15 protein-coding genes are annotated in these 14,042 nt (G+C 54.4%); 7 read left to right on the top strand and 8 right to left on the bottom strand.

Annotated features, from left to right (window positions below; genetic code table 11):
* Window positions 1–161: 161 nt before the first annotated feature.
* The 5 genes from rpsA (at window position 162) to trpB (ending at window position 4,673) form a co-directional block, all read left to right on the top strand.
* Window positions 162–1,823, top strand: a complete 1,662-nt coding sequence (rpsA, locus tag ACXLHR_RS11610; protein WP_458792534.1) for a 30S ribosomal protein S1 — start codon at window positions 162–164, stop codon at window positions 1,821–1,823.
* Between the two features lie 280 nt (window positions 1,824–2,103).
* Window positions 2,104–2,385 (top strand): integration host factor subunit beta, encoded by a 282-nt coding sequence (gene ihfB, locus ACXLHR_RS11605; protein ID WP_458791592.1) that lies wholly within the window; start codon window positions 2,104–2,106, stop codon window positions 2,383–2,385.
* Window positions 2,386–2,396: 11 nt separating this feature from the next.
* Window positions 2,397–2,738, top strand: coding sequence for a LapA family protein (locus tag ACXLHR_RS11600; RefSeq protein WP_458791591.1), 342 nt, complete (start codon window positions 2,397–2,399; stop codon window positions 2,736–2,738).
* Window positions 2,738–3,382: a phosphoribosylanthranilate isomerase gene (locus ACXLHR_RS11595; protein WP_458791590.1), complete on the top strand. Its 645-nt coding sequence runs from the start codon at window positions 2,738–2,740 to the stop codon at window positions 3,380–3,382. The genes ACXLHR_RS11600 and ACXLHR_RS11595 overlap by 1 nt, the downstream gene beginning before the upstream one ends.
* A gap of 64 nt (window positions 3,383–3,446) precedes the next feature.
* Window positions 3,447–4,673, top strand: a complete 1,227-nt coding sequence (gene trpB / locus ACXLHR_RS11590; protein ID WP_458791589.1) for a tryptophan synthase subunit beta — start codon at window positions 3,447–3,449, stop codon at window positions 4,671–4,673.
* A gap of 65 nt (window positions 4,674–4,738) precedes the next feature.
* Here the strand turns inward: trpB and ACXLHR_RS11585 are convergent, their stop codons facing one another.
* From ACXLHR_RS11585 to ACXLHR_RS11560, 6 genes are all read right to left on the bottom strand, one after another.
* Entirely contained in the window at window positions 4,739–5,332 is a 594-nt protein-coding gene (locus ACXLHR_RS11585; RefSeq protein ID WP_458791588.1) for a DUF4893 domain-containing protein, read from the bottom strand.
* The gene (locus tag ACXLHR_RS11580; RefSeq protein WP_458791587.1) at window positions 5,329–5,706 is read right to left on the bottom strand and encodes a DUF2237 family protein; all 378 of its coding nucleotides are present in this window, start codon (window positions 5,704–5,706) and stop codon (window positions 5,329–5,331) included. The genes ACXLHR_RS11585 and ACXLHR_RS11580 overlap by 4 nt, the downstream gene beginning before the upstream one ends.
* Window positions 5,707–5,708: 2 nt before the next feature.
* Entirely contained in the window at window positions 5,709–6,866 is a 1,158-nt protein-coding gene (locus tag ACXLHR_RS11575; protein WP_458791586.1) for a serine hydrolase domain-containing protein, read from the bottom strand.
* A gap of 150 nt (window positions 6,867–7,016) precedes the next feature.
* On the bottom strand, window positions 7,017–7,697 hold the full coding sequence (gene pth, locus ACXLHR_RS11570) for an aminoacyl-tRNA hydrolase (protein WP_458791585.1): 681 nt from the start codon (window positions 7,695–7,697) through the stop codon (window positions 7,017–7,019).
* Window positions 7,698–7,788: 91 nt separating this feature from the next.
* Complete coding sequence (locus ACXLHR_RS11565) at window positions 7,789–8,439, bottom strand: 50S ribosomal protein L25/general stress protein Ctc (RefSeq protein WP_458791584.1); 651 nt, start codon at window positions 8,437–8,439, stop codon at window positions 7,789–7,791.
* Window positions 8,440–8,557: 118 nt separating this feature from the next.
* Window positions 8,558–9,301, bottom strand: a complete 744-nt coding sequence (locus ACXLHR_RS11560; RefSeq protein WP_458791583.1) for a sulfite exporter TauE/SafE family protein — start codon at window positions 9,299–9,301, stop codon at window positions 8,558–8,560.
* A gap of 417 nt (window positions 9,302–9,718) precedes the next feature.
* Between ACXLHR_RS11560 and ACXLHR_RS11555 the strand changes: the two genes are divergently transcribed.
* A complete protein-coding gene (locus ACXLHR_RS11555; RefSeq protein ID WP_458790674.1) occupies window positions 9,719–10,753 on the top strand; it encodes an IS110 family RNA-guided transposase in 1,035 nt (344 codons plus the stop codon).
* Window positions 10,754–11,000: 247 nt separating this feature from the next.
* Window positions 11,001–11,966, top strand: a complete 966-nt coding sequence (locus tag ACXLHR_RS11550) for an MFS transporter (RefSeq protein WP_458792533.1) — start codon at window positions 11,001–11,003, stop codon at window positions 11,964–11,966.
* On the opposite strand, the gene ACXLHR_RS11545 is transcribed toward ACXLHR_RS11550, so the two are convergent.
* Both ACXLHR_RS11545 and trpA read right to left on the bottom strand, forming a co-directional pair.
* Window positions 11,963–13,126, bottom strand: coding sequence for an alpha-hydroxy acid oxidase (locus ACXLHR_RS11545; RefSeq protein WP_458791582.1), 1,164 nt, complete (start codon window positions 13,124–13,126; stop codon window positions 11,963–11,965). The genes ACXLHR_RS11550 and ACXLHR_RS11545 overlap by 4 nt on opposite strands.
* A 92-nt stretch (window positions 13,127–13,218) precedes the next feature.
* Window positions 13,219–14,010 carry a tryptophan synthase subunit alpha gene (gene trpA, locus ACXLHR_RS11540; RefSeq protein WP_458791581.1) on the bottom strand — a complete coding sequence of 264 codons (792 nt, stop codon included), beginning with the start codon at window positions 14,008–14,010 and terminating at the stop codon, window positions 13,219–13,221.
* Window positions 14,011–14,042: the final 32 nt, after the last annotated feature.

Genomic DNA, 14,042 nt, shown 5'->3' with positions numbered 1-14,042 from the left:
CGCGAACATGAGATAAGAGCGGGGTTGGTGTATATCAGCCCTGTTATTTTATGTTTGCACTCGGGACTTTAGCCAATGGAAACCCAAAAGACCGGCGGAGACAACCGCGCGGCCCGTATATAAACAAACGATTAGGAAATAGACGCCACATGGTAAATACAATGGAAGAGTTTGAAGCACTCTTGAACGAAAGCTTCGAGATGGACACACCCGCAGAGGGTTCCGTCGTCAAAGGCAAGGTCATCGCTATCGAAGCGGGCCAGGCAATCATCGATGTTGGCTACAAGATGGAAGGCCGCATTGATCTTAAAGAATTTGCAAATCCCGGCGAAGAGCCAGAGTTGAACGTCGGCGATACCGTCGAAGTGTTCCTCCGTCAGGTTGAAAACTCACGCGGCGAAGCTGTTATCTCGCGCGAGATGGCACGTCGTGAGGAAGCATGGGATCGTCTTGAAAAAGCCTACGCTGATGAAGAGCGCGTCGATGGCGCAATCTTTGGTCGCGTCAAAGGCGGCTTTACAGTTGATCTGGGCGGCGCAGTTGCGTTCCTTCCAGGCTCACAAGTTGATGTTCGTCCGGTTCGCGATGCTGGCCCATTGATGGGTCTCAAGCAGCCGTTCCAGATCCTGAAAATGGACCGTCGCCGTGGCAACATCGTTGTGTCCCGTCGCGCAATCCTCGAAGAATCACGTGCAGAACAGCGCGCTGAAGTCATCGGCAACCTGACTGAAGGTCAGGAAGTTGACGGCGTCGTCAAGAACATCACCGAATACGGTGCGTTTGTTGACCTCGGCGGCGTAGACGGCTTGCTGCACGTCACAGACATGGCATGGCGCCGCGTGAACCACCCATCCGAGATCCTCACAATCGGTGAGACAATCAAGGTTCAGGTGATCAAGATCAACAAAGAAACCCACCGTATCTCCCTCGGCATGAAGCAGTTGCAGGACGATCCATGGGATGCTGTTGAAGCGAAATTCGCGCTTGAAACAGTCCACACAGGTCGCGTGACCAACATCACCGACTACGGCGCATTCGTTGAGCTGGAAGCTGGCGTTGAAGGCCTCGTGCACGTCTCCGAGATGTCTTGGACAAAGAAAAACGTACACCCAGGCAAAATCGTTTCCACTTCCCAGGAAGTTGAAGTGATGGTTCTGGAAATCGACAGCACAAAGCGTCGCGTTTCCCTTGGCCTCAAGCAGACACAGCGCAACCCATGGGAAGTCTTTGCTGAGACACACCCAGAAGGTACCGAAGTTGAAGGTGAAGTTAAGAACATCACTGAATTCGGTCTGTTCATCGGTCTCGAAGGCGACATCGACGGCATGGTTCACTTGTCCGACCTGACATGGGAAGGCCGCGGCGAAGACGTCATCGGCGATTTCCGCAAGGGCGACATCGTGAAAGCTAAAGTTGCTGAAGTTGACGTTGAAAAAGAACGTATCTCGCTCTCGATCAAAGCGTTGGACGGTGATCCGTTCGCAGACGCAATCGGTGGCGTGAAGCGCGGATCGATCATCACTGTTGAAGTGACAAAGATCGAAGATGGCGGCATCGAAGTTATCTACGAAGGCATGACATCGTTCATCCGTCGTTCCGACTTGTCGCGTGACCGTGCAGAGCAGCGTCCAGAGCGTTTCGGCGCTGGCGACAAGGTCGACGTGCGCGTCACCAACATCGACAGCAAAACACGCAAACTTGGCCTGTCCATCAAGGCACGTGAAATCGCGGAAGAAAAAGAAGCAGTCGAACAATTCGGATCTTCCGATAGCGGCGCATCTTTGGGCGACATCTTGGGTAAAGCACTCAAGGGCGACGAATAAGCCTTTCCCTTTTTAGGGGGAAATAAGAACCGGCGCAGACAACTGCACCGGTTTTTTTATGACGAATCGGTTTAATGTTCCTTGGATCGATAAAGGTGTCAGATCCCCACAAAGGTGTGAAATCATCCAATCCTCTCGCTTTAGGCCACCGATAGGTTGATATTTCTCTAAATCCAGCTGTTGAAATTGTTTCCCGATGCGCGCAATGTGCCTATAGTCTACCTAAAGGTGGGGCCAACCCGCTGCGATACTTACACAATTACCAATAGGGACCACTGCCATGATCCGCTCGGAACTAATCCAAAAGATCGCTGACGAAAATCCACATCTCTACCAACGCGACGTGGAAAATATCGTAAACACAATTTTTGAAGAAATCACCGGTGCGATGTCTGACGGTAACCGCGTTGAATTACGCGGCTTCGGCGCCTTTTCAGTCAAAAAACGCGACGCACGCATGGGCCGCAATCCGCGTACAGGCGAAAGTGTCGAGGTTGAACAAAAGCACGTTCCGTTCTTTAAGACAGGCAAGCTTTTGCGCGACCGGCTTAACGGGAATTAAAGGGAACTATGATGAAAACGCTACGCTATGCTTTCTGGGCAATCGTTGCCCTATGTCTGGTCCTTGTCGGCTTGGCAAACCGTGGCGTCGTGACGGTGCAAGCGATGCCCGTGGCGTTCAGCGACCTGCTAGGCATCTCGCCAAACGTGAACCTACCATTGTTTATCGTGATCTTCCTTAGCGTCGGCGTCGGTCTGCTTATAGGTTTTGTTTGGGAATGGATCCGCGAATACAAACAGCGCGCCGAGGCAAAAGCTACAGCACGCGAACTGGCCGCGCTACGCCGTGAACTGGCCACGTATAAAAAGAACGAAGCAAAAGGCGACGACGTGCTCGCACTGCTTGAAGCCTGATGCCAAAAGATACTCGCGTTAAAATCTGCGGGCTTTCCGACGCGGCGGGCCTGAAAACCGCCATCGACGCAGGCGCGGCCTATGTAGGTTTTGTCTTCTTCGAAAAATCTCCGCGCAATGTCAGCATCGCAACCGCAAAAACCCTCGCCCTGACCGTGCCCGTCGGCGTGGCCAAAGTGGCGCTGGTGGTCAATGCTGATAACGCAACTCTCGACGCAATCACCAACGCTGTGCCGCTGGATATCCTGCAATTGCACGGCTCCGAACCCCCCGAACGCGTGCTGGAAATTAAAGCGCGCTACGGCCTTCCAGTGATGAAAGCAGTCGGTGTTGCTGATGCCTCCGATATCGCCACCTTAGAAACCTATATGCAGGTCGCCGACCAAATCCTCGTCGACGCAAAGCCGCCTCAAAACGCCGATCTTCCGGGCGGCAACGGGTTGGCCTTCGATTGGAAACTCATCGCAAAGCGGCGCTGGCCAATCCCTATGATGCTTGCCGGCGGGCTGACACCAGGCAACGTGGCCGAAGCGATCCGCCTGACGGGTGCCACACAAGTTGATGTGTCATCAGGCGTTGAATCCGCGCCCGGTATAAAAGCGCCCGCATTGGTCAAAGCCTTCATCAACGCAGCACAAAACTAAAAATATTCTAGAAGATTTTGCGCAAGCCGCGTAGGAAACGCTGACGTATACAAGGGGACGAAAAATGGCAGACGATCTTTTTAACAGCTTCATGAATGGCCCCGATGAAAACGGGCGCTTTGGCGATTTTGGCGGACGGTTCGTTTCGGAAACCCTGATGCCGCTGATCTTGGAACTTGAAGAGCAATATAACTTCGCCAAAACAGACGACGCGTTCTGGGCAGAAATGAACGACCTTTGGACCAACTACGTGGGTCGCCCGTCACCACTTTACTACGCCGAACGCCTGACCGAACACCTTGGTGGAGCGAAAATTTACCTAAAACGCGACGAGTTGAACCACACAGGTGCCCATAAAATCAACAACGTGCTGGGTCAGATTATCCTCGCTCGGCGCATGGGCAAAACCCGTATCATTGCTGAAACAGGGGCAGGGCAGCACGGCGTGGCTACCGCCACAGTTTGCGCCAAATTCGGCCTGAAATGCGTGGTCTACATGGGCGCACACGACGTTGAGCGCCAGGCGCCAAACGTCTTCCGCATGCGACTGTTGGGCGCAGAGGTCATCCCCGTCACCTCAGGCCGCGGCACTCTCAAAGACGCAATGAACGACGCGCTGCGCGACTGGGTCACCAACGTGCGCGACACCTTCTACTGCATCGGGACCGTCGCAGGACCACACCCATACCCCGCCATGGTGCGCGATTTCCAAGCGATCATCGGCAAAGAAACCCGTGAGCAAATGCAAGCCGCCGAAGGCCGTCTGCCCGACACACTTATCGCGGCAATCGGAGGCGGCTCTAACGCCATGGGCCTTTTTTTCCCGTTCCTTGACGATAAATCCGTGAATATCATCGGTGTAGAAGCAGGCGGCAAAGGCGTGAACGCAAAAATGGAACACTGCGCCTCGCTCACAGGCGGTCGCCCCGGCGTGCTACATGGCAACCGCACTTACCTGCTACAAGATGACGACGGCCAAATACTCGAAGGTTTCTCGATCTCCGCAGGGCTCGACTATCCGGGTATCGGACCAGAACATGCATGGCTGCATGAAATTGGCCGCGCCCAATATGTCTCGATCACCGACGTCGAAGCACTGGAAGCCTTCCAGCTTTCCTGCCAACTGGAAGGGATCATCCCCGCCTTGGAACCATCCCACGCCCTTGCCCACGTCATGAAAATCGCGCCAACCTTACCAAAGGACCACCTACTGGTTATGAACATGTGCGGTCGCGGCGACAAAGACATCTTCACCGTAGCAAAAGCGCTTGGCTTTGACATGAAAATCTAAAGTTTAAAGTTACCGCCATAACTGAACTTTCACTGGAGGGCCGCGACAATACCGCGGCCCTCAGCTTATTCCGCCGCGGCTTTGCGGGTCAGATACAACACATCAAACAGGCTCTCGGTCACAGGTGCGGGAAACATAATCCGCGCCGTGTTCGGGCCTGTTTGCTCGACCAAACCAACCTGCGGCTGATAAGTACCATCACCAAAATCAGCGGCTGGCAAGTCTGCGTAAGCCATCGGCTCAGCCTCCGCAACATAGCCCACCCCCAGATAAATCATCACACGATCCTGCAAAACAACCCGTCCAACTGTGCGCTGTGATCCGGTGGTTTTCTCAAAAGTAAACGTCTGACCATCAGGAGCAAAAACACACTCAAACGGCGCATAAACCACCAACGGCACATCGCCACCCAACTTCAAAGTGCGACAATCCCACTCGCCCTCAAATGTGGTCGAAAATGCAGGTAACGGCTCCCCCGACAACACCTCTTGCAACAGGTCCACATCACCCAGATTACCCGCCGACAAGGCCCGCAAAATCGCGCGGCCCGCAGTTGTATGATAGGCATCCAGCCGGACCTGTTCTTGACCACGCATCACACGATCATCCGTAACAACAGGCGTCGCCAAAATCGCCGACATGATCACCGCGGTAATCATAGCGGTTCGATATCATACAGACGCATCACATCAATCGGTACAATTTGCAGCGCACGCACATGGGTGGCGTGTAAATTGATGTGTGGCGCACAGCCCTCATCATGGGCCTGCAAGAAACGCGCAGCACAAAGACACCATCGATCCCCCGACTTCAATCCCGGAAATCCATAGGCTGGATTGGGCGTTGATAAATCATTACCCAAGTATTTCGAAAACGCCAGAAACTCGTCTGTCATTATCGCACAGACCGTATGACTGCCGGTATCACCGGCACATGTGTCACACGCGCCATTGCGAAAATAACCGGTCATCGGCGCGATGGAACACTGCTGCAACGCACTGCCCAAAACATTAAACGAAGGATCTTTTTCCATCTCTAGTCCAAACTCTCTGCAATCGCACGAAACGCCGCAATATTTTGCTCAAACGCACCCGCTGCGCGAAAATCGCGATCCGCAGCATGGGTGGAAATCACGACATTCCGCCCCTGATCAATGTAGATATACTGTCCATAGATACCACGCGCCATGAACTGCCCGTCGGCCGCTCCCGCAGGTACCCACCACTGATACCCATAGCCAATTTCACCTGCTACGGTGTTTGCACTCGGCGCGGTGCTCTCGTCGATCCACGCGGTCGGCACAATCTGCTGACCTTCCCATAATCCGCCCTGCGCCACCATCTGGCCAAAACGTGCGTTATCACGGGTCGTGGTGTTCAAACCTCCCAGCACAAACGCCACACCAAAACCGTCGGTCAGATAATAGGGATCAGCCTCAAGCCCCATAGGCCCGATCACCTTTTCAACCATCAAATCTGCGATATCGCGCCCCGTGGCACCACGGATAACCATACCAATTACATGGGTATCAATCGACACATACTGCCAGCGCGCGCCCGGTTCGGCATCTGTTTCCACCAGCGCGGCAGCAAATTCGTCCATTGAGCCACCGAGCGCCAGAACACGACCCATCTTGTTGATATCCGACGACGGGTCTAGATAATCTTCGTCAAAAACCACACCAGACGACATTTGCAAAACATTCTTGATGCTGACCGCCTCGTAGGCCGAACCAACCAGACCGGGCGCATATTTGACCACAGGATCATCAATGCTTGCAATCACACCTTCATCCAGCAAAATACCAAACAAAATAGACAGATAGGACTTGGATACCGACCAGTTAATGCGCAAATCACGGGGCTGCGTTCCAAGGAAATAATCCTCAAAAACGATCGCACCATCCTTCAAGATCACAAGCGACGTCACACTGCGATCCACAACCCACGCAGGGACCTGCGGCGGCATCGCCGCTGGGAAACCTGACAATAACGGCGCGGGATCATCCACTGCACGGGGGAGGGGGGCGGTCAAAAACGCCTCATTCATATGGGAGAAGTTATGCACAATCTTGGTCTCTGAAAACAAAGAGTTGACCGCCAGTAACCGCATGATCTCTTCGCGCTTCCACAGCCCGACGCAAACCGCCACAACCGCAATGCCCGCCAAAGCTCGTGCAACCCACTTCAACATCAAACACCCTTCCATTTGACCCAACCGCTTTGAAAGTCGACACGTCCCAAATCTATTGTCACGTCCGTGGGGACCATCGCGGGCCGGCCCTCCGCCCATAACGCAATACACTGCGCCGCTTTTCAACCACTTGCCGCAGATGGGCACGGGTCACCTGAAACGGTCCGCGAGTTTTTGCATTGCCGTGCGGGTATCGGGGGCAGGTTCAATCGGCGCGACAACATGCGCCACAGGCTTTTTGGGTGTGGTCGTGCTGGAACGGGCAGGGGTCAGCCGCAACCCGATTGCATTCAAAAACTTGGCACTGTCACCATCTACTAGATAGGCGATCCCGTCAGAAATGCCGCGCAACGCGTCATCCAGCCAATTAGCGTCCGCCTTGGAAAAGTCGTGCAGTACAAATCCCGGCACGGCATCTTTATGGCCCGGGTGACCGACCCCCATCCGCACACGGTGATAGTCGGCCCCGATATGGGCATGGAGCGAGCGCAAGCCGTTATGGCCCGCATGACCGCCACCTACCTTGCAACGTAACTTGGCAGGGCCCAAGTCAATTTCGTCATGAAACACAATCACATCATCAGGGGTTAATTTATGAAACCGCATCGCTTCGCCCACGGCTTGCCCTGACAAGTTCATAAACGTCTCGGGCTTAAGCAAAATCACCTTTTCAGCACCAAGCCGCCCTTCGGACACCTGCCCCTGAAATTTCGCACGCCACGGGGAAAACCCGTGCGCACCTGCAATTTCATCCACAGCCATAAAGCCGATGTTATGTCGATTACGCGCGTATTTCGCGCCCGGATTGCCAAGGCCAACGATGAGTTTCATGCACTCGGTTTAAGCGGAAACCAACAGCACTGCCACCAAAAAAAAGGCGCCCCTTAACGGGACGCCTTTAAACTCTTTTGTGGCCGGCAGATTACTCTGCGTCAGCCCCGTCGCTTGTCGTTGGCACTTCGTCTGCGGCAACATCATCGCCGTCGTCTTCGGCAAGTAATGCACGCGGCGCGGAGACGTTTGCGATGATGAAATCACGGTCAGTGATTGTCGGCTTCGCACCCTCAGGCAATGTTACAGAGCTGATCGACAAAGTATCGCCGATAGCAACAGTCGCCAGATCAACAATAATGCTGTCCGGAATATCGCCAGCAAGAACTTCCATCTCGACTTCGTTACGCACAACAGTCAAAACACCACCCTTTTTGAGACCAACGCAGATATCTTCGTTGATGAACTCGACAGGGATGTTCAGCTTAACACGGCTTGTGCGCTTGAGGCGCATCAGGTCGATATGTGTTGGCAGGTCTTTGACAACATGACGGTCAACTTTGCGGCAGATAACGCGCACGTCATCTTGGCCTTCAATCTTGAGGTTCTGCAAGGTGGACATGAAATGGCCCCGGCGCAGCTTTGTCAAAAGATAGTTGAACGGAATGTTGATCGCGATAGGGTCTTGACCACCACCGTAAACCACACCCGGTACCATACCATCACGGCGTGCTTGACGGGCGGCCCCCTTGCCTGTCCCCGCGCGAACCGTGGCTTCTAAGTCAGGAATTTTCCCAGCCATTTGTATTCTCCAATAAAATAAGAGACCGTCCTCCAAGGGTGAGCGGTCCAGTTAGACTTTGCGCTATAGGGGGGAATCACTCGTTTGAAAAGAGCGAACTGCATTCATGCGTTTTGACCTACAACAGACGCCAGAAAAACACGGCGCTCATGCTAAACCCGACGACAGCAATCAATGCCCGCACCGCCGCTTTGGGCAAGACACGAGCAAGGGGCGCACCTGCATACCCACCCAGCGTTGACGCCACCATCATACCTAGTGCGTATTGCCAGGCCACTAATCCGCCAATCACAAACACGGCAACACTCACCCCGGAAATCGCAAACGACAGACCCGTCTTTAACCCGTTCATCTCGTGGATATTGACCATGCCCCATAGCGAAAACAGCGCAAGCAACACGATCCCCAAACCGCCATTGAAATAGCCGCCATAAATGCTGACGACTAACAATCCCACTGTGCCAAACGGCGTCACCGAGCTACTCCGAAGGGTAGCCCATGCGCGCACAAGATCCCCAAACAAAAACACCAAAGTCGCAGCCAGTAGCAAAAACGGCACCACAACCGAAAAGGCCGCGTTCGACGACACCAACAACAGCAGCGCCCCAATCACCCCGCCGACAAAGGTCACGGCAATAAACCTGCGCATTTGCATCGGGTCAAAACGGGCTAATTCGCCGCGGAACCCCAACGCGCCGCCTAGATATCCCGGAAAAACCGCAACAGCACTAGTGGCATTGGCAATCACAGGCGGAACACCAATGAAAACCAGCGCCGGAAACGTCAAAAACGACCCGCCGCCCGCAACCGTATTCAGCACACCCGCAAAAAATGCAGCGAGCAAAACAAGAACAATTTCCAAAACAACACTCCCGCGCGCCGCGTCAGCGCCATTTACTCGTCTGCTCCACTAACAAGACATTGACGCAATTTGCAATCACCTCTCCCAACCTGCACTTTGAAACTTGATTCGGGTAAAAATATCGACCAGCACTGCGAACATGTCAGTGATATCCGCCCTCTCCGTTTCGCGCAGGCCTGCCGCAGCTTTTGTTGTGGTCGGCCTTTTCTGGGGTTGTTTTGCAGCCTATGTGCCTGTCATAAAAACACAACTCGGGGCCAGTGACGCGCTCTTTGGCACGCTTTTGCTTGGATCAGCGACGGGGCTGGTCTCGTCAATGTGGCTCGCGCCCAAAGCATGCGTAATTGGGCTACCCTCTGTTCTGAGGTCGAGCTCCCGATAAGATCACAGGATGACTGTGAACAAGGGAGAAAGAAGATGGAATATTTTGCCGGAATAGACGTATCGCTTCGATCCTGTGCGCTTTGCATTGTTGATGGCAGAGGAAAAGTGCTTCTTGAACGAGAGCTGCCCTGCGAGATCAGCGATATCACTAAGTACCTTGCTGAGTTCGCACATCCGATTGAACGGGTGGGCTTTGAAGCGGGCACGATGAGCCAGCACCTGTACTTCGGTTTGACAGCAGAAGGCTTCGATGTGGTTTGCATGGAGGCGCGACAGGTCAATGCGGCGCTATCAGCAATGCGGAATAAAACTGACAAGAATGATGCTCGCGGGATAGCTCAAGTGCTACGCACGGGCTGGTTCAGCCCGGTACATATGAAGAGCCGAGAGGCCCATGGCGTCCGTGCCTTGCTTAGCACGCGCAAGGCATTGCTAAAGAAGACAATGGATCTAGCCAATGAAGTGCGCGGTTTATTAAAGATATTTGGCATTCGTCTGCCCAAGACTGTGCAGCACGGCAGTTTCGATGGTGTTGTCCGACCGATGATCGAGATGGATGACGTTCTGGCCCATGCCTTGGTGCCACTATTAGATGCACGTGTTGTGTTGTATCAGCACTTTCTGGAACTGGATCGGCGTGTCAAACGCGCCGCCAGCCAGGATGAGGTTTGTATGCGAATGATGACCGTTCCGGGTGTTGGACCGATTGCATCATTGACCTTCAAAGCCGCTGTGGACGATCCTACGCGCTTCAAACGGTCACGAACTGTAGGCGCGCATTTTGGGCTAACACCGCGACGATATCAGTCAGGTGAGCACGACAATCCTGGTCGTATATCGAAAGCGGGGGACAGAGACGTTCGCGCAACTTTGTATGCAGCTGCAAACGCTTTGCTGATGCGGACGATGGCCGGATCGCAGATCAAATCTTGGGGTATGCGGCTAATGCGCACCAAGGGTCGTCGTCGCGCCGTTGTAGCTGTCGCACGTAAACTCGCCGTCTTGCTCCACCGGATGTGGATAGATGGCACAGAATTCCGTCAGGACCAAGTGGGGGGCAAGGCATGACCTAAAGCCCAAACACCAATCCTAACGGGGTCGTCCCTCACCGGACGAGGTTCGTGGAAGAAGCCGAAAATGTCTGCTGCGCAACGTGAAGCGCGTCCCAAAGCAAGGCTCTCCACGTCCGATCCGACATATGCGTGCAGCGGTGCCATCACGGCATCAACCAGACTGCGAAGAGAAGCGTGACCCGGATGAGTGACAAAGACCCGGAAGAAAGAAAGAAGGAAAATGAGCTTGACCCAAACGCCCAATTAGAGAAGCCGACAAAATTCTCGGCCCGCGCGCTATGCAGGTGGCCGTGGTGCTACTCGCACTGGTCTGGCTGCTTCCCGCACAAGTTAGCGTGCCAGTGATTTTTGCGGTCACGATGGGGTTGGTTGGCATGGCGTCAGGGCTGCTTGACGTGGTCATGAATACGCGGGTCTCCGAGCTGGAGGCAAAACACAGCCGCCCCCTGATGAACGCAAACCATGCGATGTTTTCTGTGGCCTACGCTGTAGCTGCCACCATCACAGGGGTGGCGCGTGAAGCAGATCTAACCCCTGTCATGGTCTTTGCGGGGTTCGGCGCTGTCTCGATCCTGCTCGCACCATTCTTGCGCATGGAAGTGACCACTGTGCCGCCCAATGACGAAGCCGTCGGGCGCTATCCGCTCTGGCCGATCCTGATGGCCGGTTTTATCGTGCTTGTGGCTTTCATGTCCGAAGCAACGGTCGAAACCTGGTCGGCCTTACACATCGAGCGCACATTAGGCGGCGGCGCAGCAGAGGGCGCGCTGGGACCTGCGATGCTCGGGCTGATGATGGCGTTAGGGCGGTTTTCGGGACAGGCAATCTCGGAGCGGGTACGCGACGTGACGGTCCTGATTGGCGCGGCCTGCATTGCCTGCATCGGCGCAATGATCGCGGCAACTGCCACCTCGCCAATAATGGCTTATGTTGGCTTTGGTACACTCGGATTAGGTGTCTCGGTGATCGGGCCGCTTGGACTGGCTCTTGTCGGACGGATCGTTAAACCGCACCTGCGTACAGAAGCGATCAGCAAAGTTGCCGTTCTCGGGTTTTCAGGCTTCTTTTTCGCGCCCGTGCTGATGGGACTGGTCTCTGAAGCCTACGGTCTGCGCATCGCTTTCGGCTGCGTCGGCGCACTCGTTGTGATGGTCGTGCCACTGGCCATTATCGTCAGCAGAATGCCACGCGCCGACGGGAAATCCTAGAGCCAGTCACCCGTAAAATCCTTGGGAATTAGCAGATTGTCACGGTTTAAATCCTTGATATCACGACGACCACATAGGGCCATTGTGGTATCCAGTTCCTTATGAATGACCTCCAGGGCCTTGGTCACACCAGCCTCGCCCATGGCCCCCAGACCATTGATGTAGGCGCGCCCTATGTAGGTGCCTTTCGCGCCCATAGCCAAGGCCTTCAACACATCCTGACCGGACCTTATACCGCTGTCCATATGGACTTCGATCTTGTCGCCGACAGCATCGAGAATACTGGGTAAAACGCGGATCGACGACAGTGCGCCATCCAATTGACGGCCGCCATGATTGGACACGATAATCGCATCGGCCCCCACCTTTGCCGCCATCTTGGCATCTTCGGCGTCCAGAATGCCCTTCAAAATCACCTTGCCGCCCCACATCTTTATCAGTTCGGCAACGCGGGCCCAATCCAGCGCCTGATCAAACGCCTCTGCCGTCCACGTCGCCAATGAAGCAGGGTCTTCAACACCCTTGGCATGGCCCACAATATTGCCAAAAAATCGACGCTTGGTCTGCAACATCTGTAGACCCCACGACCATTTTGTCGCCATATCCGCCACGCTCGCCACGGTGAACTTGGGTGGCGCCGACAGGCCGTTTTTCAAGTCCTTGTGACGCTGACCCAAAATTTGCAAATCCAGCGTAATCACTATCGCGGAACACCCTGCCGCACGAGCGCGATCAAATAAACGGCGCATGAAATCATCGTCTTTTACGGTATATACCTGAAACCAGAACGGTTTGGTTGTGTGCTCGGCGACATCCTCGATTGAACAGATCGACATCGTCGACAGGGTGAACGGTACGCCGAATTTTTCCGCAGCACGCGCGGCTTTAATCTCTCCATCCGCCGATTGCATTCCGGTCAATCCTACCGGGGCCAATGCGACAGGCATCGCCACATCCTCGCCGATCATCTGCGATTTGGTGGAGCGATTGGTCATGTCAACGGCCACCCGCTGCCGCAGCCTGATCTGGTCAAAGTCAGAGGTATTCTCGCGAAAGGTCTGCTCGGTCCAACTGCCGCTTTCGGCATAATCATAAAACATCTTGGGCGTGCGGCGCTTATGCAAACGCTTGAGATCGGCGATCGTTGTAATGACGGGCATTTTTGACCTTTCGCTCATAAATTAGATTTTTCCGAATCCTCGGAGGTAGAGCCTCCGGCGGGAGTTTGAAGAGACACAGAAAATGGAGGCGATTAAGCGCTATGTGTGCCGTCCGCCAAGGTTCTTACAAATGCCAGAACGTCTGCCGCACTGTCACCCGCGCCGATCCGTTCCACGATCGCAGACCCTACCACAGCGCCGTCTGCAATCCGCGCGATATCTTCCGCTGCTTGCGGTGTTTTGATCCCAAATCCGACAATCACGGGCAAGTCAGTGTGCGATTTTATGCGCGCAACCTCTGGCGCGACATCATTCGCCTGCGCCGACGCGGTCCCCGTTATTCCGGTCACCGAAACATAATAAACAAAGCCTGAGGTATTGGTCAGCACTTTTGGCAAGCGCTTGTCATCGGTGGTCGGGGTCGCGAGGCGGATAAAGTTGATGCCCGCGGCCTGCGCCGGGATGCATAACTCGGCATCTTCTTCAGGGGGCAAATCCACAATAATCAACCCGTCAATGCCCGCCGCAACAGCGTCCACCAAAAATTTATCTACGCCACGCGTATAAATCGGGTTGTAATACCCCATTAGCACAATCGGTGTCGTGTCATCACTTTTGCGCAATTCGCGTGCATATTGCAGCGTCTTTTCCAATGTCTGACCACCAGCAAGTGAGCGCTGCCCCGCCAGTTGGATCGTTGTCCCATCCGCCATCGGGTCGGTAAATGGTACCCCAAGCTCAATAATATCAACACCCGCCGCAGGTAGGCCTTTCACGATCTCAAGGCCCTTATCGTAATCTGGATCTCCCGCCATCACATACGCTACAAACGCTTTCTTTCCGGCAGCATTCAATTCAGCAAATTTGGCGTCGATACGGCCCATGGTCGTCCCCTCTTTTATATCCAAAACGGTGT

It is taken from the genome of Yoonia sp. MH D7, from assembly GCF_054439475.1.
This window is presented reverse-complemented; position numbering and strand designations above follow the sequence as displayed.